Annotated in this window: 16 protein-coding genes; 6 read left to right on the top strand and 10 right to left on the bottom strand. The window is 37.1% G+C overall.

The genetic code is table 11. The features are described from left to right. Positions 1–3 precede the first annotated feature (3 nt). A complete protein-coding gene (metQ, locus tag REB14_RS16940) occupies positions 4–813 on the top strand; it encodes a methionine ABC transporter substrate-binding lipoprotein MetQ (RefSeq protein ID WP_079242435.1) in 810 nt (269 codons plus the stop codon). Positions 814–1,122: 309 nt separating this feature from the next. Then, positions 1,123–3,333 (top strand): glycoside hydrolase family 3 C-terminal domain-containing protein, encoded by a 2,211-nt coding sequence (locus REB14_RS16935; protein WP_425248769.1) that lies wholly within the window; start codon positions 1,123–1,125, stop codon positions 3,331–3,333. A 435-nt stretch (positions 3,334–3,768) separates the two neighbouring features. On the opposite strand, the gene REB14_RS16930 is transcribed toward REB14_RS16935, so the two are convergent. The 8 genes from REB14_RS16930 to REB14_RS16895 form a co-directional block, all read right to left on the bottom strand. After that, a complete protein-coding gene (locus REB14_RS16930; RefSeq protein ID WP_309522777.1) occupies positions 3,769–5,955 on the bottom strand; it encodes an outer membrane beta-barrel protein in 2,187 nt (728 codons plus the stop codon). Between the two features lie 380 nt (positions 5,956–6,335). Continuing rightward, the gene (locus tag REB14_RS16925) at positions 6,336–6,887 is read right to left on the bottom strand and encodes a DUF2652 domain-containing protein (RefSeq protein ID WP_079242438.1); all 552 of its coding nucleotides are present in this window, start codon (positions 6,885–6,887) and stop codon (positions 6,336–6,338) included. 59 nt (positions 6,888–6,946) lie between these two features. Then, entirely contained in the window at positions 6,947–8,359 is a 1,413-nt protein-coding gene (locus REB14_RS16920) for an efflux transporter outer membrane subunit (protein WP_309522776.1), read from the bottom strand. 17 nt (positions 8,360–8,376) lie between these two features. Further along, positions 8,377–11,517 (bottom strand): efflux RND transporter permease subunit, encoded by a 3,141-nt coding sequence (locus REB14_RS16915; RefSeq protein WP_079242440.1) that lies wholly within the window; start codon positions 11,515–11,517, stop codon positions 8,377–8,379. 9 nt (positions 11,518–11,526) lie between these two features. Continuing rightward, the gene (locus tag REB14_RS16910) at positions 11,527–12,672 is read right to left on the bottom strand and encodes an efflux RND transporter periplasmic adaptor subunit (RefSeq protein ID WP_309522775.1); all 1,146 of its coding nucleotides are present in this window, start codon (positions 12,670–12,672) and stop codon (positions 11,527–11,529) included. A gap of 218 nt (positions 12,673–12,890) precedes the next feature. Beyond that, positions 12,891–13,805, bottom strand: a complete 915-nt coding sequence (locus REB14_RS16905; protein WP_309522774.1) for a helix-turn-helix domain-containing protein — start codon at positions 13,803–13,805, stop codon at positions 12,891–12,893. A gap of 99 nt (positions 13,806–13,904) precedes the next feature. Continuing rightward, complete coding sequence (locus tag REB14_RS16900; protein ID WP_309522773.1) at positions 13,905–14,651, bottom strand: metallophosphoesterase; 747 nt, start codon at positions 14,649–14,651, stop codon at positions 13,905–13,907. Between the two features lie 118 nt (positions 14,652–14,769). Further along, positions 14,770–16,158 (bottom strand): MFS transporter, encoded by a 1,389-nt coding sequence (locus REB14_RS16895; RefSeq protein ID WP_309522772.1) that lies wholly within the window; start codon positions 16,156–16,158, stop codon positions 14,770–14,772. A 142-nt stretch (positions 16,159–16,300) separates the two neighbouring features. On the opposite strand from REB14_RS16895, the gene REB14_RS16890 reads away from it, so the two are divergent. Beyond that, positions 16,301–16,771, top strand: a complete 471-nt coding sequence (locus REB14_RS16890) for an Lrp/AsnC family transcriptional regulator (protein WP_034696927.1) — start codon at positions 16,301–16,303, stop codon at positions 16,769–16,771. 76 nt (positions 16,772–16,847) lie between these two features. Here REB14_RS16890 and REB14_RS16885 read toward each other — a convergent pair whose 3' ends face one another. Beyond that, complete coding sequence (locus REB14_RS16885) at positions 16,848–17,363, bottom strand: hypothetical protein (RefSeq protein WP_309522771.1); 516 nt, start codon at positions 17,361–17,363, stop codon at positions 16,848–16,850. 17 nt (positions 17,364–17,380) lie between these two features. Then, entirely contained in the window at positions 17,381–18,382 is a 1,002-nt protein-coding gene (locus REB14_RS16880) for a hypothetical protein (protein ID WP_309522770.1), read from the bottom strand. A 428-nt stretch (positions 18,383–18,810) separates the two neighbouring features. Here REB14_RS16880 and mnmE point away from each other — a divergent pair, with 428 nt between their 5' ends. From mnmE to REB14_RS16865, 3 genes are all read left to right on the top strand, one after another. Then, a complete protein-coding gene (gene mnmE / locus REB14_RS16875) occupies positions 18,811–20,196 on the top strand; it encodes a tRNA uridine-5-carboxymethylaminomethyl(34) synthesis GTPase MnmE (protein WP_309522769.1) in 1,386 nt (461 codons plus the stop codon). A 514-nt stretch (positions 20,197–20,710) separates the two neighbouring features. After that, positions 20,711–21,517, top strand: a complete 807-nt coding sequence (locus REB14_RS16870; RefSeq protein ID WP_309522768.1) for a hypothetical protein — start codon at positions 20,711–20,713, stop codon at positions 21,515–21,517. Between the two features lie 5 nt (positions 21,518–21,522). Next, positions 21,523–22,653 (top strand): PIN domain-containing protein, encoded by a 1,131-nt coding sequence (locus REB14_RS16865; protein WP_309522767.1) that lies wholly within the window; start codon positions 21,523–21,525, stop codon positions 22,651–22,653. Positions 22,654–22,676 lie beyond the last annotated feature (23 nt).

The following is a 22,676-nucleotide window of genomic DNA, read 5'->3' as shown; positions in this document are numbered from 1 at the left end:
AGAATGAAAAAAATAAAGATTTTTGGTTTATTAACTGCCGGAATATTACTGTTCAGCGCATGTTCGGGAAGAAAAGATGACCCGAACTTTATCCGCGTAGGAATTACTTACGGCCCGGAACAGGAAATTGCCGAAGTTGCCAAAAAAGTTGCTAAAGATAAGTATAACCTGGAAGTGGAGCTTATCCCTTTCAACGATTATGTAGTTCCCAATGAAGCTTTGACCAACGGAGATATTGATGCCAATGCTTTTCAGCATATTCCTTATTTAACAGAACAGTCAAAACAAAGAGGTTATAATCTTGTGCCTGTAGGCAATACATTTGTTTATCCTATAGTAGCGTACTCAAAAAAGATTAATAATATCAGTCAGCTACAGGAAGGCAACACGATTGTTATACCCAATGATCCTACCAACGGAGGACGTTCTTTACTGCTTCTGCAAAAAAGTGGTCTGCTGAAATTGAAAGATGGTGTCGGACTTCTTCCCAAAGTAACGGATATTACAGAAAACCCGAAACAACTGAAAATCATGGAAATTGAAGGAGCTCAGATCCCAAGAGTTCTGGAAGACAGAGATGTTGTTGTGGGGGTGATTAATAATAATTTTGCTGCTCAGGCAGGGTTGGATCAGGAAAAACAAGGTATTCTTGTAGAAGATAAAGACTCACCGTATGTGAATGTAGTCGTTGCCAGACCAGATAATAAAAACAGCCAGAAAGTAAAAAACTTTGTAAAAGCCTATCAGTCTCCCGAAGTGGAAAAGAAAGCCAAAGAAATTTTCAAAGGTGGCGCTGTGAAAGGATGGGATTGATGAGTGAGAGAGTTTGAGGGTTTGAGAGTAGTAGAGTTGTGAGGGTGGATTCGGGGTACGGGTTTTCGCGATTCAGAGTATTGCTTTTCACTCTTATGCTTCTCTTCAGTTTTTCCGCATTTACCAATACAATATTTAATAAAAAGCTGTCCGCCATTAAGCAGGCAGTTTTTTATTCGCTAAAATTTTATTTTCTCAATTTGAGATAATAAAAAATTTTCTTTATTTTTGCTGTAAATCAAATAGAAAGGCATTATGTTAAAGAAAACCGTCATTATAAGTTTACTCACCTTTATTTCTGCTTCTTATATGGCTCAGACCAATACTACCATCCCCGTTTATTTAGATGAATCCAAACCTGTAGAACAGCGTATTCAGGATGCATTATCAAGAATGACACTGGAAGAAAAAGTGGCCATGCTTCATGCACAGTCGAAATTCAGCTCACCGGGTGTTCCCAGATTGGGAATTCCTGAATTCTGGACAACAGATGGCCCTCATGGAGTACGTCCTGAGGTAATGTGGGACGAATGGGATCAGGCCGGATGGACAAACGATTCTATTATCGCCTACCCTGCCCTGACCGCTTTATCCGCCACATGGAATAAAAAAATGTCATGGAATTATGGTAAAGCGTTGGGTGAAGAAGCCCGCTACAGAAAAAAAGATATTCTTCTGGGACCTGGAGTTAATATTTACAGAACTCCGCTGAATGGAAGAAATTTTGAATACATGGGTGAAGATCCTTATCTGACTTCAAAGATGGTAGTACCTTACATTAAAGGAGTACAGTCTAACGGAGTGGCAACCTCTGTGAAACATTTTGCCCTGAACAATCAGGAAATGTTCCGCCATACAAGCAATGTGAATGTAGACGACAGAGCTCTTTATGAAATCTATCTGCCACCTTTCAAAGCAGCCGTAACAGAAGGTGATTCCTGGACCATCATGGGTGCTTATGACATGTACAAAGGTCAGTATGCCAGCCAGAATCAGTATCTTTTAAATGATATTTTAAAGAAAGAATGGAACTATAAAGGCGTAGTGGTATCCGACTGGGGTGCTGTAAACAATACAGAACAGGCCATCCATAACGGTCTTGATCTTGAATTCGGATCATGGACGAACGGACTTTCCGCAGGGACGAAAAATGCCTATGATAATTATTATCTGGCAAAGCCTTATCTTGATTTGATTAAAGCAGGAAAAGTAGGAACTAAAGAATTGGATGATAAGGTAACAAGACTTCTTCGTCTTGCCTATAAAACGACAATGAACCGCAACAAGCCTTTCGGAAATATTGCTTCTGAAGAGCATAAAGCGGTTGCTAAAGAAATCGGAGAAGAAGGAATTGTTTTATTAAAAAATCAGGGGAATATTCTTCCAATTGATATTAATAAGGCTAAAAAAATAGCGGTTATCGGAGAAAATGCCATCAAAATAATGACGGTAGGCGGAGGTTCTTCATCTTTAAAAGTGAAATATGAAACCCTTCCTTTAGACGGAATCAAATCCAGATTTGGAAAACAGGCAGATGTACAATATGCAAGAGGTTATGTAGGTGACATCGGAGGAGAATACAATGGCGTAAAATCCGGACAGGATTTAAAAGATTCCCGCTCTGAAGCAGAATTACTGAATGAAGCTATAGAATTAGCTAAAAAATCGGATTACGTAATTTTCGTAGGAGGTTTGAACAAAGCAGACTTCCAGGACAGTGAAGGAAACGACAGAAAAAGCTATGGATTACCCTACAATCAGGATCACGTGATTTCTGCTATTGCCAAAGCAAATAAAAACCTTGCAGTAATTTTAGTTTCCGGAAATGCCGTAGCAATGCCATGGATTAAAGAAGTTCCCACAGTTTTACAGGCTTGGTATCTGGGCTCTGAAGCAGGAAACTCTATTGCCGCTGTTTTAGCCGGAGATGCCAACCCATCAGGAAAGCTTCCGTTTACCTTCCCTGTAAAACTTGAAGACAATTCAGCCCATCAGCTTGGAGAATATCCAGGGCAAAAGGATGAGTTTGCAGCAGGAAAAGGTAAAGATCAGAAAAATCCTATCAATATTACTTACAATGAAAGCATTTTTGTAGGCTATCGTTGGCATGACACTAAGAATATAAAACCTCTTTTCAGTTTCGGACATGGATTGAGTTATACCACTTTCGAATTCGGAAAAGCAAAAGCAGACCAGACTACTATTTCACAGGACGGTAAAATCACATTTTCAGTAACCGTTAAAAATACAGGTAAAAAAGCAGGAGCAGAAGTTGCCCAGCTTTATATCAGTGATTTAAAATCATCTGTTCCACGCCCTGCAAAAGAGTTGAAAGGTTTTGAAAAAGTATATCTGAACCCGGGAGAGCAAAAAGAAGTTACTTTCACGATTGATAAAACAGCTCTAAGTTATTTTGATGCTCAAAAACACGATTGGGTAGCTGAACCTGGAGATTTTGAAGCATTGATTGGAAATTCCTCAGATGCTATTAAAACGAAAGTGAAATTTACCCTTAAATAAAACTGAGAGTTAAGAGTACTAAACTCTATTTAATAATTATTTGATAGAATGCAAACAGATTCCAGATTGGGATCTGTTTTTTTATTCTCCAACAGGTCACACAATTTTAACTCTGCTCAGATTACGAAATCTATAAGATACTATTGTTTAAACGCAAAAGAGCGCAATTCTTTTAGAAATAATTTTATGGAAAAAAGTTCGCAAAGGCGTTAAACTCAGCTGAGACAAATATTCCATTGCTAAACGAGGTGCCATTGCGATCGAAAAAAGTATACCATGTAATACAACTTTGCGAGCATTGCGTTTATACAGCAAACAATCTGCTATACTTTATGTACGTTTTCTGACAAACCGGTGTTTATTGTTTATATGGTTAATAAAGAAGCAGATTCCCAATTGAAAACCTGCTTTCATTTTTATCTAACAAATCCTGAATTACTTTCCTCCGCCTCCGTTTTTCTCTACGTCGGTTTTTGTATTTTCTTTTACCTTCTGATTTCCGAAACGTTTTACGAAAGTAAGGGAAACACCATACCAGTCCCATTTTGAGTACTCTCTGAATGTTCCGTCCGGGCTATAAGTCGTGTTATCACCGTAAGGTCTTTTAAAGATATTCATCAGCTGCATACTTAGCTCCATCTGAGTTTTCGGGAATATTTTGGTCACTGAAATATTATGGAATACGTTGGTATTATTCGCATAAGAATTTCCATTATTCTGGTTGGCCAATTCTACCCACGCACTTAGATTAATATTTTTATTGAAAAGATTCGTGTAAGATACGTTGGCAGAAGCTCCCCAATAACTGATATAGTCTTTACCCCTTAGATCATTCTTTTGGTTGAAGTCTTTATTATTAATGTAATACCATCCGAATCCGGCGTTCACATTCAGTTTATTTTTCAGGAAGTTCTGGTTGGTATTGGCAAACAGGTAATATTTTTCAACCTTTCCATCGAAGTTTCCTGGCAATGAAACCGTTCTTCCGTTTTCCGTAACATACGTTGTCCAGTAATCCTGATTCGTGTGCATATATCTTGCAGAGATAAAGTATTTTTTCAGGATTCCCAATTTCATATAAAGCCGGTCATTCGGATTGGGATTCAGATAAAGGTTTCCTCTGGAATAGGTTCCGTTAATTTCAGGAACGAGGAAAGGATTAAATTCAGAATACCACGGTCTCCAGATGCTTCGGTTATAGGTAAGACTTAAATCAAATTTCTCTGAAAAATTATATTTCAGCAATAAATTGGGAAGAAAAGTTCCGTATGAATCTTTTCTCTCTGCCCCCGCAACATCCTGTCTTACTTTATAATCAATATATTCATAACGTACTCCGATTCTTGTTTCCAGTTTTTTGAAGAACGTCTTACTATAGTTGGCATATAAAGAGCTCAGATTGTCCTCATAATGAAAAGTATCATTTCTCGCAAGATTGTAATATTCTGAATGACTATCATTCATACTGAATCCATACAGACTATTGGGAATAACATGGTTATTAATTTCCGTTTTTCCTCCTACTTCTACAGTACCCCCAGATTTCCCTAAAGGCTGTGTATAATCTACTTTCAGATAATAATTACGCATCTGATTGGAGCTGATAACTCCCAGCTGCTGATTTGAGCTGCCAGTCTGATTATTAATTTGTTTATCAATTAAATTGTCATTGTCATTGCTGGAGTAATTGGTTCCTAAATTAATATCTAAAATTCTGTTCTTTTCTTTATCATAATATTTATAGAAAGCATTCGTTCCCAGATTACGGTTGAATCCCCATGTATTCTGAGTCTGAAGAAAAGAGTCTCCAGGCTCACCATTATTGAAGATCATCCCATTAGACTCTGACAGAGACAAATTTCTGCTCTGTGAATATTCTGCTACAAATCCGATATTGTTTTTATCATTCAGTGCAAATTCTGAAGTGGAAGAAATAGACGGACTTTCGTTTCTCATCACATTCTCCAAATTGAACTGGGTCAGTTTATTCGTTGCATACCGATTGTCCCATGTTTGGGTCTTTTGTACATAATTTCCGCTATTGTAGCCTCCTATAAAGGTTTGGGTAAACTTTTTCTTATGATAGTTCAGGTTGAAGTTCGTGTATTGTGAGTTCTTTGTACTTTGCCTGTTGTTGAGGGAGATGCTTCCTTTTATTCCTTCATCATCTCTTTTTTTAAGGACAATATTGATCACGGATCCTGAAGTTTCATAACGGGAAGACGGGCTGGTAATCACTTCAATTTTCATCAGGTTATCTGCTGGAATTGTTTTAAGATATTCCTTCAATTCTTTTCCTGTAAAAACAGATTTCCTGTCATTGATGTATACGGTAACCAATTGTCCCTCGGCTTTTACCTCATCATTGTTATCAATACTTACCAAAGGCGTCATCCTAAGAACATCCCATGTTGTATTTCCTGCCAGAATTGCACTATTGGCTACATTGAATACAGTTCTGTCTATTTTCGATTCTACTGTTGGTTTTCTGGCTACCAGTGTAACAGCTTCTATTTCTTTTGCATTTCCTTTTACAGTATCGCTGGCTGCCGGAGCTGGAGCTTGCTGAGCCATTGCTAATGAGCCTGTTAATAGTGCTATTGGAAATAATAGTATTTTCATGTGAAATTATAGTTTTATCTATAAGACCACTATCTTGATAATTTCGTTACATCAAAAAAGAAAAAAATTAAAATAAATACTTAATTACCAACAAGATATCAGCACTAAATTTAAACATAAATTCAAAAACACTACACATTATTCAATAAAAAGAGACAATATAAATCACTTTCATAATAAATATTCTTAAAAAAGCTTTTTACACATAATTTAAATTTAGCGTAAAAAAGTTTTAAAATCCTTGATAATTATATGAATATTTTACTTCCAGTCTATATAAATCAATTTTTATTCAGAGGTAGTCCCATAAAAAAAGCCCGGATCTCACCCGGGCCGCTAGCAATAGCAAATTTACAAGGAATGATATTAAAAAATATATGCTAGTTTAAATTTTCAAAATAGTGGATAACACCTACTTCCGGCAAACGAAGCGGATCTTTATTAAAATCAGACTCCTTATTTTTACTGCTTTCCAGAAAAGAATTACTGAAAAGCGCATAAGAAGGTTGTTCTGCCACTCCGTTTTTCAAAAGCTGATGGGCTTCCACAATCGTTTTTCCATATAATTTTCTGAAGTTTCCAATATTGTACTGTGAGAAGGATCCGTAATGAACAATAAACTTAAGAGCCAGATCAATTTTTGTGCTTAAACTTTTACTTAACTCCTCTATTTTCCTGTTGAAGGCACTTCTCATCTTCCACAATATTGTTGAAATACTCTGATAGGATGGATTTTCATCATAACGGTAAAATAAAATGGCATCGCCCTCAATCTCGGAAATTTCAAAATACTCATCGTTCACATCAATCAGTGTAGACAATAATTGTCGCACAATATACTCACCTGTGTACAATTTTGTATTGAACACAAATTCGGTAAATCCGCTGAAATCCGGAATGAGAATGATCCCCTCTTGTATATTTGTCTTCATAATGATAATGGATTAAAAACCTGCTTCGTCATTAAAGACGAAACAGATTCAATTTTACTTTATTGCCATCCGCCTCCTACAGAGCGGTACAGCGCTGTAATGGCATTCAGTCTCTGGGTTTTCAGAGAAGCCAGCTCCAGTTCTGCCTGAAGTTTATTCGTTTGTGCGATAATCACTTCTACATAAGTTGCTGAATTATATTTAAATAACAGATCAGCCTTCTTTACTGCTTCTCCAGATTTCACTGCCAGTCCTTCTGCAATTTTCTGCTGTTCTTCCAGCTTTTTAATCTGAACCAATGCATCAGAAACTTCACCTACCGCTTTTAAAACAGATTGCTTAAAGTTAATTTCCGCCTGATCAGCCAATACTTTAGACTGCTCATATTGGGTTTTCAACTGTTTCCCGTTCAAAATAGGCTGTGCTACAGCTCCCGCTACCATTCCGAAAAGCGATCCCGGAACACTGAACCATTTGCTGATCTGGAAGGCATTCACACCACCCTGCGCAGTAATATTCAATGAAGGATACATACTCATTTTTGCCACATGAATGGCTGCTGCACTTTTTCTTACTTCAAGTTCAGCTGTTTTGATATCCGGTCTGTAGCTTAATAATTCAGAAGGAATTCCTGCAGCAAGATGATCCGGAGACTGTACATTGTTCAGGCTTGCATTTCTTTCAATTTTTCCGGGCATAGATCCCGTTAACAGGCTCAAAGCATTTTCCTGGGTTGTTACAGAACTTTCAATAGCCGGAATTGATTTCAGAATCTGATCTTTCACAATTTCCTGCTGTTGTACAGCCAATGCTGTAGTAAGCCCAAGCTCCTGCTGTTTGGTCAGAAATTTCAGCGTATTATCCGCATAAGCCAGATTGGATTTTGTAATTTCCAACTGAGTATCCAGCATCAAAAGGTTATAATATCCTTGTACTACAGCAGATACAACTTGTGTTTTCACTGCTTTTGCCGCTTCCTGCGTTTTAAGATATTCTGCTAAAGCCTGTTCCTTTCTTCCTTTAATCTTTCCCCAGATATCGGCTTCCCATGAGAAACTCAAAGAAGTTGTATAATCTTCCATATACCTTTTTCCCATAAACTGTCCGGCCATCATTCCGTTCATACTGTTGTCTGAAGGACGGTTGATATTGGCATTGGCAGAAGCACTAACAGTCGGAATATTTGCCCATTTGCTCTGATTGTAAGCCAATGAAGCAAATTCTATTTGTTTTAAAGCGACCTGAAGATCGTTATTTTGCACCATCGCTTTATCTATCAATCCTACAAGAACAGGATCTTTAAAAAAGTCTTTGTAGCTGATCTTCGCAATATTTTCATGAGAACCTGCTACAATGCTGTCACTTCGGAAAGCTTCAGGCATTTTTACTTCAGGCTGTTCATATTTCTGAACTTTACAGGAGATTGCGGTTCCCGAAATGAATGCGATATATGCTATATTTTTAATTTTCATTGTTAAAATCATTTGAATTAATATTCCCAATCCGCATCGGTTACTACTTTTCCGTTGATTCTTTCATGCAAGGCCTGAAACACTACGAAAAGAACAGGAACTACGAAAATTCCTAGGATCGTTCCGAAAAGCATCCCTGAAATGGCGGCATATCCAATAGAATGGTTACCCATTGCAGAAGGTCCAACCACAAAGATCAATGGGATCAATCCGGTAATAAATGCCAGAGAGGTCATCAAAATAGGACGTAAACGGGCTTTTGCTCCTTCTACTGCAGAGGCGATAAGACTTTTCCCTGCTCTACGTCTCTGAATGGCAAATTCCACAATCAGGATACCATTTTTTGCTAATAACCCAATCAACATTACCAGAGCAATCTGTACATAAATATTATTGGATAATTCCGCAAATGTAATTCCTACAAATACTCCGGAAAGTCCCACCGGAATAGCAATCAATACAGCCAATGGAAGAATATAACTTTCATATTGAGCAGATAAAAGGAAGAATACAAACACGATACATAATCCGAAGATCATAACAGATTGTGAGCTTGAACCCGCTTCTTCACGGCTCATTCCTTTATAATCATAAGTGTATCCCGGAGGAAGTACCTGCTTGCTCACTTCTTCAATGGCCGCCATAGCCTGTCCTGTACTATATCCCGGAGCTGCCATTACTGTTAAATTGGATGAATTAAACAGGTTGAAGCGGTCTACTACCTCAGCTCCTGTTACCTGTTTCAGGCTTACCAATGTATTGATAGGAACCATCTGACCTAAATTATTTTTAACAAAAATTCCGTTCAGGGATTCTTTATCTTGTCTTGTCTCTGGTGTAGATTGTACCAGAACTCTGTAATACTTTCCAAATCTATTGAAATCAGATGCCTGAATACTTCCGTAATATCCCTGCATTACTCCTAATACGTCAGAAACATTGACTCCCAGCTGGGCAGATTTCACTTCATCTACAAGCACTTCAAACTGCGGATACGTAACATCGAAAGTGGTAAATGCTACCGCTACTTCAGGTCTCTGCATCAAAGCTCCCATCATTCCGTAAGAAATATTTCCTAAATTCTGAAGTTCTCCGTTGGTACGGTCCTGAAGCACAAGTTCCATTCCACTGGTATTTCCGAAACCATCTACCGTTGGCGTATTGATCACAAGGAAATTAGCTCTTTTATCCTGGGAAAGCATTCCCTGGGTTTGTCCGATTATGTCATTGATATTATTAACAGCACCTCTCTCGCCTCCTTTTTTTAATTTAACGAAAATAGAAGCTGCCGATGATGACATTGAACCACTGAATAAGTTCAATCCGTCTACAGAAATTACTTTATCCACGGCCGGATTTTTCATCAATAAATCTTCAGTATCGGAAACTACTTTTGAGGTTCTGTCTTTTGAAGCTCCCGGAGCAAGGTTCGCGGTTACAATGATAAAACTCTGGTCTTCGTCCGGAATAAATCCTTTAGGCGTTGTCATAGACATCCATGCAAACAAACCTCCGAAAGCCACAATCATAACAAGTGCCACCCATTTTCTTTTCAAAAGGAACAGCACAGCTTTCCCATAACGGAATGTCAGTTTATTAAAGCTGGCATTGAAACCTGCGAAGAAACGATCTTTGAAATTCATCTTTTCATGCGTTCCCGGATGGTGTTGTTTTAAAAATAAAGCACATAACGCCGGGCTCAATGTCAAGGCATTGATCGCTGAAATCACAATCGCGATAGCCAATGTCAAGGCAAACTGCTGGTAAAACAATCCCGTGGAACCACTCATAAAGGCTACCGGAACGAATACGGCAGACATGATCAATGTAATGGAAACAATGGCTCCTGTAATTTCACTCATTGCTGACATTGTTGCTGCCCTAGGATTGAGCTTTTTATGTTCCATTTTAGCATGAACCGCTTCCACCACTACAATAGCATCATCCACTACAATACCAATGGCGAGCACCAAAGCAAACAACGTAAGAATATTAATAGAGAACCCGAAAACTTTCATAAAGAAGAATGTTCCTACAATCGATACCGGAACTGCAATAGCCGGAATCAATGTGGAACGGAAATCCTGAAGGAAGATATACACCACTATGAATACCAGAATAAATGCTTCTATCAATGTATGAATAACCTGCTCTATGGATTGATCCAGTGCATCTTTTGTAGCATAGGGAATTTCATAATCCATTCCTGCGGGGAAGGACTTTTCCAGTTCTTTCATTCTTTCCTGAAGGGCGATCTGTACTTCATTGGCATTGGATCCAGCCATCTGGAAGATCGCCATCGTTACCGAAGCTTTTTTATTATAATTGGAAGAAACCGTATAACTGTACGCTCCGAATTCTACTTTGGCAATGTCTTTTAATTTTAAAACAGAACCATCATTCAACGCTTTAATCGTGATATTTTCATATTGCTCAGGTTCTGTAAATTTTCCTTTGTAGCGAAGAACATATTCCATCACTTCTTTACTTCTTTCCCCTAATCTTCCGGGTGCTGCTTCAAGGTTTTGCGTCTGAATAGCACGGGAAACATCGGAGGGCGTAAGATTGTAGGAAGTCAGTTTATTCGGGTCCAGCCAGATACGCATGGAGTAATCTTTATTTCCATACACCATGGCATCTCCTACTCCTTTTACTCTTTTCAGTTCCGGAACAATGTTGATTTTCGCATAGTTTTCAAGAAAAAGATCACTCATCGTACCATCTTTACTGGTCAGAGAGACCATCGCAATCATACTGTTCTGTCTTTTCACGGTGGTGATTCCTGCCTGGATTACCTCTGCAGGAAGCTGGTTGGTCACCTGTGCCACTCTGTTCTGAACGTTAATCGCGGCCTGATCCGGATCTGTTCCTAATTTAAAAATAACAGTAATACTCAATGTACCGTCATTACTCGCTGTAGAAGTAATATAGTCCATATTTTCCACTCCATTGATGGCATTTTCCAATGGCGGTGCTACTGACCTGGCAATTGTTTCAGCATTAGCTCCCGGATAAGCAGCTGTTACCATAACGGTAGGAGGTGCAATGTCCGGAAATTTTGTAATCGGAAGGCTTACCATCCCGACGATCCCCAGAATAACAAGCAATACGGAGATAACCGTTGCCAGTACGGGTCTTTTTATAATTTTCTTTAACATGACTTCTTCTTAGGATTTTTTCTGTTGAGCATTTTTCTTTTGTGCCACTACAGGAGTTCCCGGCTGCAACCGGTCAAAACCGCTGGTGATATATTCATCGCCTGCCTTAAGTCCTTTCGCTACAATAAAATTATCGCCTGCTTTTCCGTTTACTTCAATCGGAAGCATTGCGGCTTTTCCTCCCTGAATAGTAAATACGAAAACTTTATCCTGAATGGTTCTGGTAGAGGCAATAGGAAGTAAAACAACATTGCTGTAGAACTGATCAAGTATAATCTTGCCTGTATTCCCGCTTCTCAAAAGGTTGTTGGGATTGTTGAATTTCGCTCTTAAAGTAATGGATCCTGTTGTTTTATTGAACTGTCCTTCTACAGCATCAATCTTTCCTGTTTCCGCATATTTTTCACCTCCCGAAAGCAATAATGATACTGCCGGAGTATTTTTAATGACTTCATCAATACTGCTTCCTGTGTATTGTTTCTGGAAATTATTAAAATCATTTTCACTCAGGCTGAAGTAAGTGTATACCTGGTGAATATCTGATAATAAGGTAATTGGCTCCTGATTTCCCGGAGTCATTAAACTTCCCAGACGATAGTTGAACCTTCCGATAAATCCGCTTACCGGAGCTTTAATGGTGGAGAAGTTCAAATTGATTTTAGCCGATTCAATGGTAGAAGTGGATTGGCTTACTGCTCCACGTGCCGCATTATAAGCTGCCTCAGCTTCTTTCACCTGAATTTCTGAAACCATTTTGTTCTTGAACAGTTCTTTTTTTCTGTCCAGATCAATTTTAGAAGTGGAAAGATTCGCCTGAGCGGTAATCAAAGCTGCCTGAGCACTTTTCAGCTGCTCACGGAAAACCTGATCTTCAATTTTGAACAACGGCTGCCCTGTCCTTACAAAATCACCTTCATCTACAAAAATTTTGCTTAAATATCCTGTTACCTGAGGTCTTATTTCCACATTGGAAACCCCTTCAATAGATGCTGCATATTCTCTGGAAACAGAAGCGTCTCCCTGTGTTACTTTTGCCACGGGTAATTCCGGCGCCTGCTGCTGATAGCTCTGGTTTTGATTATTCTTCTTACAACCCGCCAATACAATCAGCGAGAGAAAAAGTAGAGTCGATTTTTGAATAAAAAATCTTTGCATAACAATAGTCCTTTTAAATTTTCCGCACAAAAATCGAACGAAAAAAATTCAATAGGATTATTCGAAAAACTCCTTATTTTGTCAAAAAGACTCCTTATTTAAAAAAACATGAGAAATATCATTCATAGACAATATAAATGATACTATTTGCTATTTTTAATCAAAATAATAGTTGAAATTTGGTAAAAAGACGTCTTAAAAATACAAATCATTGATTATCAATACAAATCATCTTTTTTGTATTCCAAAGGAGATCTTCCCGTGTGTTTTTTAAAAAATTTACTGAAAGATGCCTGATCTGAAAAACTCAACTTGGATGCCACTTCACTGATATTCAGGTTAGGATTTTTCAGCAGCAGCCTGGCTTCAACAGCCAATACCTGATGGATAATATCTCTCGGGGATTTAAATACCGTTTTATTGATCACTTTCGTAAGGTATTTACGGCTGATAAAAAGTTTATCGGCATAGAACTGAACATTGTGTTCTTCTTTGAAATGATGCTGAACGAGCTTAAAGAAACTGGTCGTCAGCTCATCTTCTCTGTGGGTAACCGGATGAGGTCTCTCCGTTTTCTTGAAATAATTGTCAATTTCGTAAATCACCAGTGAAAAATGATGCCAGATCATTTCATTGAAATAATAATTATCTTTTTCCTTGTCATTCAAAACTTTCAACTCGTCGAGATGGAAATTCACTTTCCGGTATACATCCGATTCATTCCTGATGATATTGGCCGGATCAGAAGACAGGCTCTTGAGAACATTATTTGATTTATAATTAAAGCCTGCATCGGATATAAAGTTCAATGAAAAGAAAATATATTTAGCATTGTAGTCTTCTGTAATTTCATCCAGCCAAAATGTTTCCAGCATGGGGCAAAAAATAATATCTCCTTTGGTCACGCTGTAACTCTTATCATCCAACCTGAATGTAACGCCTCCTTTTTGCACCATAAAAATGCAGAAATAGTCGGAACGATAAGGCATATTAGGTTGTATGATGTAGTTTGCCTTGTCAATTTCCATCACCACAAATTCCTTGATTCTAAGATCAAATTCCACCTGCTGAAGAACTTCATCAAAAGCAAGCTGCGAAACAAAATCAGGTTTTGGCTGGGATTTTTTAGGCATTGGAAAGGTATTAGAATACGAAGATAGTGATTAAGGAGAAAGAATAGGCAGTAAGCTGTAGGCTGTAGGCTGTAGGCTGTAGGCAAAACTACTTTTTTGCTAAACGATAACAATCAGTTCTTTATCATAGCCGTTATATTTTTCATCGATATACCCATGAGGATTACAGATCACTTCTGTTTTTTCAATTTTATATCTGCATGGCGTATGGATATGCCCATGAATCCAGTACAAAGGTTGATATTCTTTGATTACATCTTCCAGATCAGATGCATAGGCAGAGGTAACGGGATCTTCTTTATAATGCTCCGGCACTGATTGGAGACTGGGAGCATGATGGGTAACGACAATATTTTTAAGTCCTTTTGAATCTTCAAGACTTTCTTTTAACCATTGTTTTGAAAGCTGATGAATTTTAAAGGTATCTAATGTTCTCATTTTCGAATAGGAAGGATCTCTCCTGATCATTTTATAATCGTTCATTTTGGACTGACAAAGCATTCCGTACTGAACAGGATTTCCAAAGATTGAAAAATCTGTCCACAGCGTTGCCCCATGAAAACGAATACCGTCAATGTCTACAAATGAATTTTCCAGCACATGAACATTGGAATCCAATGCTGCTTCCTTAATTTTATTGAGTGTCTTCGGGTATGAGCCTTTATAGTATTCATGATTGCCCAAAACATAGATGACAGGTTTATTGGGTATTGTTTCTTTAATCCATTCAACTCCTTTGGTTCCCAGATTGATATCCCCTGCCAGTACCAACACATCTGCGTGATTAAAACATAATTCCGTACTTCCAAATTCCCGATGAAGATCGCTGATAACCTGTATTTTCATGATATATAGTAAATAGCAAAGGTAGTAAAGGGAAACAGAATATAAAAAACCAAAAAAGAACCGGCACCTAAGCACCGATTCTTTCCTCATATAGTTTGTGTATTTTTAAGGCCGCTTGTTATGAAACGGCTACTTCTGTCTGCTTCATTTTTACGCTTTTCAATATAAAATAGAATAACATTCCGAGAGCCAGTAAAGCATAACTGATCAAAATAATCAGATTCAGGCTTCCGACTGCAAGTTCTGATGGAAAAATCTGACTCATCAATGTCATGAATGACAATCCGATTCCTGCTCCCAGAAAGTAACTTGTAGAGCTCAAACTTGATGCCAACCCGTAATGTGCAGGTTCCACATCCTGAATTCCCATCACTGAAAGTGCGGTAAAACAAAATGTCATTCCAACTCCGGAGATGCATGCCGCTCCCAATAAAACTACTGTTAGCGGATGTCCGGTATAAACAGAAATCAAGAGTAACAAACCTCCAGTCAGCATGAAAGACCACCCTAAAATTCCCATCTGGGAAGAGCTCAGACGTTTTGATACGTGTGGCAGAATAAATTTAGCCGTCAAAGCAGAAAGAATACTGAACGGAACAAGCATTAATCCTGCAGAAGCAGCACTATATCCCATATCTTTCTGAAGCATCAGTGAAATTAGAAATAAAAACCCGATAAAAAATGCTCCCAGGGTAAAGAATACCGCATTGGAAACCACTAAAGATCTATGTTTAAATAGTTTTAAATCTACCAAAGGCTCAGCAACAGATTTTAAACGGTAATACACCATAACAAGCAGTACTAATGCTAGTACCAAAGAACCTATTACCAGGAAAGGCTGTTCTTTAATATGAATCAATTCATGAGTTCCGTAAGTCAGACTTAAAAGCCCAAGTACCATCAATATTCCTGAAACCATATCTGTTTTTTGAGCAGTTTCATTTTTCTCATCTGCCGGCAGATAATAGTACGATAACACCAATGTGATTAAAAGAATAGGAACATTGATCAGGAAAACCCAATGCCAACTTAGGTATGTACTGATAATTCCTCCTACTGAAAGACCACTTCCTGAACCAATAGCAGCAAATGAACTGAAAATTCCGATGGCCCGGTTTCTTTCCTGTTCTCCCCTGAACGTATTGGTTACAATAGACAGCGCTGATGGCATTACTAACGCAGCTCCCAATCCCTGTAAAGCACGGAAGATGGCCAGTACCTCAAAATTTTGAGATAATCCTGCGCCTAATGAAGTGAGCATAAAGATCAACGCTCCAAGGAGAAACATTTTTTTTCTCCCGATCTGGTCTGAAAGTTTCCCTCCAATGATCAGAAATCCTCCAAAGAACAATACATAGAGCGTCTGCAACCACTGAACAGTCTCGGCTCCAATCTGAAACTGCTGCTGAATGGAAGGAATGGTTAAATTAATAATGGCAATATCCAACGCCTCTACAAATGTTCCTACCGATGCTAAAATTAATATTACATTCTTTCTTGTATCCATGTTTCAAATTTCCTGCAAAATTAAAATTAACAGAACGTATTTAAAAATTTAACCTTAAATTTGGAACAATATTTAATATTTAAAACATTTAAAAGAACAAAACATCTGATCTACCAGAAAAAACCTATAAAAACAGAACAAAATGGCAACTGAAAATTATATTCCAGATGAAAAAGACTTATCTATCCTCCGTTTGCTTCAGAAAGATGCAAAGATGAGTGTCCGAGACATTTCGGCAAGAATCAATTTGAGTCCTACGCCTACGCATGAGCGTATCAAACGTATGGAAAAACAGGGAATCATTAAAGAATATACTGCTGTAGTAGACCGTAAAAAGGTCAATAAAGGAATGATGGTGATCTGTATGATTGCCTTAAATGTCCATAATAAAAAAACAGCGGGAAAATTCATTGAGGAAGTGGGCAAACTGAAGGAAGTGGTAGAGTTTTACAATATCAGCGGAGATTTTGATTTTATGCTGAAGATTCTTGCTCCCAATATGGATGAGTTCCATGAGTTTTTTGTGAACAAATTATCTGAAATTGAAGGAATTGGTCAGACCAAAAGTATTTTTGTCATGAACAGTATCAAGGAAAGTGCTCAGATTGTTTAATATGGGAAATAAAAAAGCAACTGCATAAAAATACAGCTGCTTTCTATTATTTTAAGACAGATTACTCTGCCTGTACTTATTTCCAGTAGTTCCAGACTGAGCCGTCAAATACTGCCAGAGTCTTGCTGGCTGTATCATAACAGATCATTCCCGGATAAGGATTTTTCACATTAAGATGGGGTGATGTTATTTTAGGAAGAATCATTGCTTTATTTTGAGATTCCAGCACCAAAACTCCATCAGCAGAACTTATTGCCTCTCCCATAATGACTCCTTTCCCTGACTCTGCAGAATTGTTGACAATAACCGCACTTGAATTTCCGGCATCTGATAAGGATTTCCAGACCTCATTTTCATAGACTTTTACTTTGCTATCTGTGACATCGAAGATGAATGTTCCATTTGCCAAAGATCCTGTAGGAAATCCTGAGGTAGCGGGAAGAATTAAGCCTTTTGTATTTCCTGATACGTTATCAAAGTCTAACACCGTACTGCTTCCGTCTATCACCTGTTTACCAATAGCTACCTGAGCAAAAAACGAGTTAAAAATAACCAAAGCTATTGCTATCCCTATATTTTTTATATTTTTCATACGATCTATTTATCGGTTTAATCATTACAGCTTCTTTGTACACATTTCCATTCGGTGCCGTTATAAAGCTTTACACATTTATCCTGAATATCATACAGAAGCATTCCTTCTTTCGGTTCTGCGATGGCATCTCCAGACTGTGGTGTCTGACTTACGTGCTGAACTCTGGTAATGACAAAACCTTTGTTTTTTGATTCCATAGCCAAAAATCCATTCGGTACATTTTCCGGCCATGCCTTATTTTTCTGTTGTATGGTAATTCCGAATTTAGTAAATCCATCTGGTGTACCGGAAATTCCGGGTTTTGTACAAAATCCATCGATCTCATCAATAATCACAGGCGCATTTCCACAACTTGATTTATCTTCAGACAATCCTTCAGGCCAAAGAGAAGGACACATTGCTTTGGTGGCATTGGGACCACAAAAACTGGAATTTCCCATTCCTAATCCTGTCACAGATCCCATTACAATAGCTACGATCTGACTGTCATCACTGATAATGGAAGCTCCACCTCCACCACTTACATCTGCTTTTGCAATACAATAAGCTCTGCCAGTAGGAATACCTACATATTCAACGGAAGGATACGTAGTGGACTGCTGGGTAAATGTTCCACAAATTTCTACCACACTGCTTGTTCCCATTTCAATAACAGAAGTTGTTCCGGGATAAAAGCCACCAAAGGTTGGATCTTCCTGAACGACCGATCCTACAAGCGATAGAAAGGATTTGGTTCCCAGTTTAATTTTTGAATTTTTCTGAGATCCGAAAGTTCCTACTTTCACCGTTCCTGTCGACTTAACACTTGCTCCATCACCAATTTCCAGCACTCCATCCACCTGGATACTGTTGGATTGCAACTGTCCGGATTGTATCATAAGAGTTGCTCCGTTCGGGATACTGATATTGGTACTTACATTAAGATTTCCGTTAAGACAATACGTATTTCCACTTGTCATCGCCTGCCCTGTATAAGGAATACACTGAGCATAAGCCACAGCGCTCAAAGCAAGCATTAATAAAAAAGATAATTTTTTATTAATCTTTAAAAAAAATAGGTTATTCATATACATTTATAATACTTTAACAAATTATTACTGTTTTAATAATAAAAATTTAAATTTTCAACATCATCGACCCCACTAACAACAATTAACATACCAAACAACTGTTTAATTTTTCACTCCATATATGACATTTAACCATCATCCATCACTGCCAATGTTATTAAAAAACACTTATAAATGTTACACCACAGCAAACTACACCTTTCCAATTCTGTTTATATTCAACAGAATTAGTTTTCAAAATTTTATATTTCAAATCGTGTTTTCATCCTATGTTTAATAGAAATAATTCCGCTGTTTTTAACTGAATACAACAATAGATAATCTGAATAGCAGACCTCCATGAAAATTCACATTAAAAACCGTAAATTTGCAGCATGAATAACGATACGATATGTGCACTGGCTACTGCCAATGGAATAGGTGCTTTGGGCATCATCCGAGTTTCTGGAAATGAGGCTTTATCTGTAGTTCAGAAAAGTTTTCCGGCTAAAAATCTGGAAAAACAGAAATCCCACACCATCCATTACGGTTATTTTATGGATGAGGAGGAAGCTATTGATGAGGTAATGCTTTCAATCTTCCTGGCTCCAAAAAGTTTCACCACGGAAAATTCTGTGGAGATTGCTTTTCACGGGTCTCCGCATATCGGAAAACGTATTCTTGAAACACTGATCAAAAACGGAGCAAGAATGGCGAAGGCGGGAGAATTTACCCTTCGTGCCTTTATCAATGGAAGAATTGACCTTTCCCAGGCGGAAGCTATTGCTGATGTCATCGCCTCTGAAAATGAAGCTTCCAGAAAAGTAGCGATCAATCAACTGAAAGGAGGAATTACCAACGAAATATCTGTATTAAGAACCGATCTTCTGAATTTTGTTTCCTTAATTGAACTGGAGCTGGATTTTGCTGAAGAAGATGTAGAGTTTGCAGACAGAAGTGCATTGAGTGGATTATTGGATAAAATTGAATTAAAATTAAATTCTCTGATTGAGAGTTTCCAATACGGAAATGCCATTAAGAACGGAACCGCCGTGGCTATTATCGGAAAACCCAATGCCGGAAAATCTACGCTGCTGAACTCTCTTTTAAAGGAAGAAAGAGCAATCGTGAGTAATATTGCAGGAACAACAAGAGATACCATTGAAGAAATTCTTCATATTAAAGGACATGCTTTCCGATTGATTGATACCGCAGGACTTCGTGAAACGGTGGATGAAATTGAAGCTATCGGAGTAAAAAAAGCAAAAGAAAAGGTAGAAAACGCCAATATTTTGGTGTACCTGGCCGATGCTGCTACGGAAGATTTTTCGGAAGATATTGAAATGATTCAATCATTGTTAAGAGAAGATCTGAAGCTGATTATCTGTGCAACAAAAATTGATGAAGTGACTCCTACCAAATACGAAACGGTAGAAGATATTTTCAGAAATGCCATTTCCCACGAATTTGATTTCATTAAAATCTCAGCTGTTGAAAATCAAAATATTCAGGATCTGAAGAATGAACTTTCATCGTATGTTGAGCAGTTAAAGTCTGAAGAAAACAATGTTGTCATTACCAACCAGCGCCACTTTGAAGCCTTAAGAAAGTCTCTGGATGCCGTTCATAAGGTAAAAGAAGCTATTTCTTTCCAAATCTCTACAGAATTACTGGCGTATGAGCTTAGAAACGCCCTGGAACATCTTGGAGAAATTTCCGGAGAAGTGACGAATGATGAAGTACTGGGGAATATTTTTTCTAAGTTTTGTATCGGAAAATAGATACAATCATCTTTTAAAAATCTTGAATTCAAAATATAAAACAGTCTTTTTAAGACTGTTTTTTTGTTTATTAAAGTCCCTGTTCGAAAATTTCAAACTTTGGAGCTTTATTACTGACTCAAAGTCTGGAGACTTTGCGAAACAGAGAATTTAGAATAGCATTTGGTACGAGAGTTGAGATGCTAAGGAAAAAGCTTGATTTGAGTTATAGAGAGTTAGCTCAAAAATGCGATGTAGATCATAGCAATATTAGAAAAATAGGAAGTGGATCTTAGAATTTCTACTATTCAAGAGTTAGCCAAAGGTTTAAATGTGCATCCACAGAAACTAATTTATATAAAGTAATAAAAGCTTCCAATATATTCAACTAATATGTCATATGCTTTTAAATATTTAATTTGCCTCAACCTTAGCTGAAACTTTACAGAAACAAGCGAAAAGATTTTTAGGATCAGAGTTTCTGGGATAGGTGAACAATATTATTGCTATATTTGGTAAAATAACTATACACCATATGACTGTTCAAGATTTATTCTTCTCGTTACCACTATATCAAAAAATCAAGCTTGACAAAACACATTCTGAATTAATAAGCGATTTTTTTCATTATACATATCAGATAGAGGGTTACAATCCATCAATTGGTGAAAATACATCTTTTATTATTAGAAGAAATAGACATTTTGGAACTGTCACTTCAAATTATGAAAAATATAACGGTTTCCATAATATAGAATTAGTTTGTGTGAGAACACAAGAACTTTTCAAATATTTTTTCATTTTACAATCAATTGAAATTGAAGAAGATATTTACGAATCATTTCTAGTAAAGATAGGACAATATCCATCATTAGCTGATTTGGAATTTTCGAAACTTAATAAATTTTCTAAAGTTATTGACAAACCTTCTCTTCACGAAATAAAAAAGGCGGTCGGCTTAGCGGCTAATGGGGTAGGTATTGGATCTTATGTCTATCTACGAAGAGTTTTTGAAAATTTAATAGAAAGTAAACATCAGAAGAGCAAAATTTTGCAAGGTTGGGATGAAGCAGCATATCAAGTAGCCAGAATGGATGATAAAATTTTAATATTAAAAGATCATTTACCAACTATTTTAGTTTCTCACAGAAGTATTTACGGTATTGTAAGCAAAGGCATTCATGAGCTTTCAGAGAATGAGTGTTTAGCATACTTTCAAGTTTTATTAGATGCTATTGTAATGATGTTGGAAGAAGAATTCAAACTAAAAGAAGAAGAGAAAAGATTAGCGGATATGAAAGCTAATTTGGCTAAAATTCATCAAGATTTAAAAAAATCATAATTTAAATGGATAATAATAATATTGGGAATGAGAGTGTACCCAAAAAAATAGATGATAATTTAACTCAGAATGAAAGTGCAATGGAAAAAGTTTCTGATTTTACTAACTCTCTTATATTTATAGATACAAATGTTTTTCTAGATTTTTATAGGATTAGAAATTCTGATGTGTCAATAAAATTATTAGATGAAATACTGAAACGCAAAGACTCTGTAATTATTACAACTCAAATCGAAATGGAGTTTAAAAAAAACAGACAAATTGTTTTTGGACAAACTTATACTGAATTAACTAAAACTAGAAACTTTTCATTGAGCTTGCCACATATCTTAACAGTTGAAGAAGAAGTTAAGGATTTTAATGAGACAAAGAAAAAGTTAAACGAATACCAGTCAAAGCTTGAAGACAAATTTGCATCAATTTTGACCAACCCATTGGAGCATGATCAAGTTTACAAAAAACTTGAAGAGATATTTGCTCATAAATCAGAATTTAATCTTAACCGCGATAATATAGCAAACACTGTTATAGCTGAAGTGGCTAGAAAAAGATTTGATTTAGGATATCCTCCAAGAAAAGATAGCGATAACTCAATCGGTGATGCTATTAATTGGGAGTGGATAATACAGTGTGCTAAAACCTCTGGAAAATCTGTTATTATTGTAACAAGAGATTCTGATTATGGATATATTTTTAAACAAGAACCACATTTAAATGACTGGTTAGCACAAGAGTTCAGAGATAGAGTTAACTCAGAAAATTCCATATTTTTAACTAATAAATTGACAAAAGCTTTTGAAATAGTTAATATTGAAGTAACGAAAGAGATGGTCGAAGAAGAACAAAAAATTATTTCAAATAACGACGAATGGCAGCATCAAAGTGTTAGAGATAGGGAGTCTTCGTGGCAAACAAACGAAAGATTAGGTGGTGGAATATACGGATCTCAGAGCAATCTTTTTAAAACTTGGGAATCTTTGGGCATAGTTCAAAGGCCAAATACTACTCAACTCTTTTCACCATCTTGGAAGACAATGATGGAAGCTTCTCAACCGCCAACTTATCTCAGCATGCTTAATAATATTAATTCATGGAACGATCAAAGTAAAAAATGGCCATTTAATTCTAAAATTTAGAATTCTAGTTTAAAACTGGAAAA

It is taken from the genome of Chryseobacterium metallicongregator (assembly GCF_031324065.1).
Taxonomy (GTDB): domain Bacteria; phylum Bacteroidota; class Bacteroidia; order Flavobacteriales; family Weeksellaceae; genus Chryseobacterium; species Chryseobacterium metallicongregator.
This window is presented reverse-complemented; position numbering and strand designations above follow the sequence as displayed.

Excerpts from the sequence above, each read along its gene's own strand:
- REB14_RS16895 (WP_309522772.1), bottom strand. The coding sequence starts at position 16,158 with ATGGATACAAGAAAGAATGTAATATTAATTTTAGCATCGGTAGGAACA.
- REB14_RS16930 (WP_309522777.1), bottom strand. The coding sequence starts at position 5,955 with ATGAAAATACTATTATTTCCAATAGCACTATTAACAGGCTCATTAGCA.
- REB14_RS16910 (WP_309522775.1), bottom strand. The coding sequence starts at position 12,672 with ATGCAAAGATTTTTTATTCAAAAATCGACTCTACTTTTTCTCTCGCTG.
- REB14_RS16935 (WP_425248769.1), top strand. The coding sequence starts at position 1,123 with ATGGCTCAGACCAATACTACCATCCCCGTTTATTTAGATGAATCCAAA.
- REB14_RS16890 (WP_034696927.1), top strand. The coding sequence starts at position 16,301 with ATGGCAACTGAAAATTATATTCCAGATGAAAAAGACTTATCTATCCTC.
- REB14_RS16925 (WP_079242438.1), bottom strand. The coding sequence starts at position 6,887 with ATGAAGACAAATATACAAGAGGGGATCATTCTCATTCCGGATTTCAGC.
- REB14_RS16920 (WP_309522776.1), bottom strand. The coding sequence starts at position 8,359 with ATGAAAATTAAAAATATAGCATATATCGCATTCATTTCGGGAACCGCA.
- REB14_RS16870 (WP_309522768.1), top strand. The coding sequence starts at position 20,711 with ATGACTGTTCAAGATTTATTCTTCTCGTTACCACTATATCAAAAAATC.
- REB14_RS16865 (WP_309522767.1), top strand. The coding sequence starts at position 21,523 with ATGGATAATAATAATATTGGGAATGAGAGTGTACCCAAAAAAATAGAT.
- REB14_RS16880 (WP_309522770.1), bottom strand. The coding sequence starts at position 18,382 with ATGCTTGCTTTGAGCGCTGTGGCTTATGCTCAGTGTATTCCTTATACA.
- REB14_RS16900 (WP_309522773.1), bottom strand. The coding sequence starts at position 14,651 with ATGAAAATACAGGTTATCAGCGATCTTCATCGGGAATTTGGAAGTACG.
- mnmE (WP_309522769.1), top strand. The coding sequence starts at position 18,811 with ATGAATAACGATACGATATGTGCACTGGCTACTGCCAATGGAATAGGT.
- REB14_RS16885 (WP_309522771.1), bottom strand. The coding sequence starts at position 17,363 with ATGAAAAATATAAAAAATATAGGGATAGCAATAGCTTTGGTTATTTTT.
- REB14_RS16915 (WP_079242440.1), bottom strand. The coding sequence starts at position 11,517 with ATGTTAAAGAAAATTATAAAAAGACCCGTACTGGCAACGGTTATCTCC.
- REB14_RS16905 (WP_309522774.1), bottom strand. The coding sequence starts at position 13,805 with ATGCCTAAAAAATCCCAGCCAAAACCTGATTTTGTTTCGCAGCTTGCT.
- metQ (WP_079242435.1), top strand. The coding sequence starts at position 4 with ATGAAAAAAATAAAGATTTTTGGTTTATTAACTGCCGGAATATTACTG.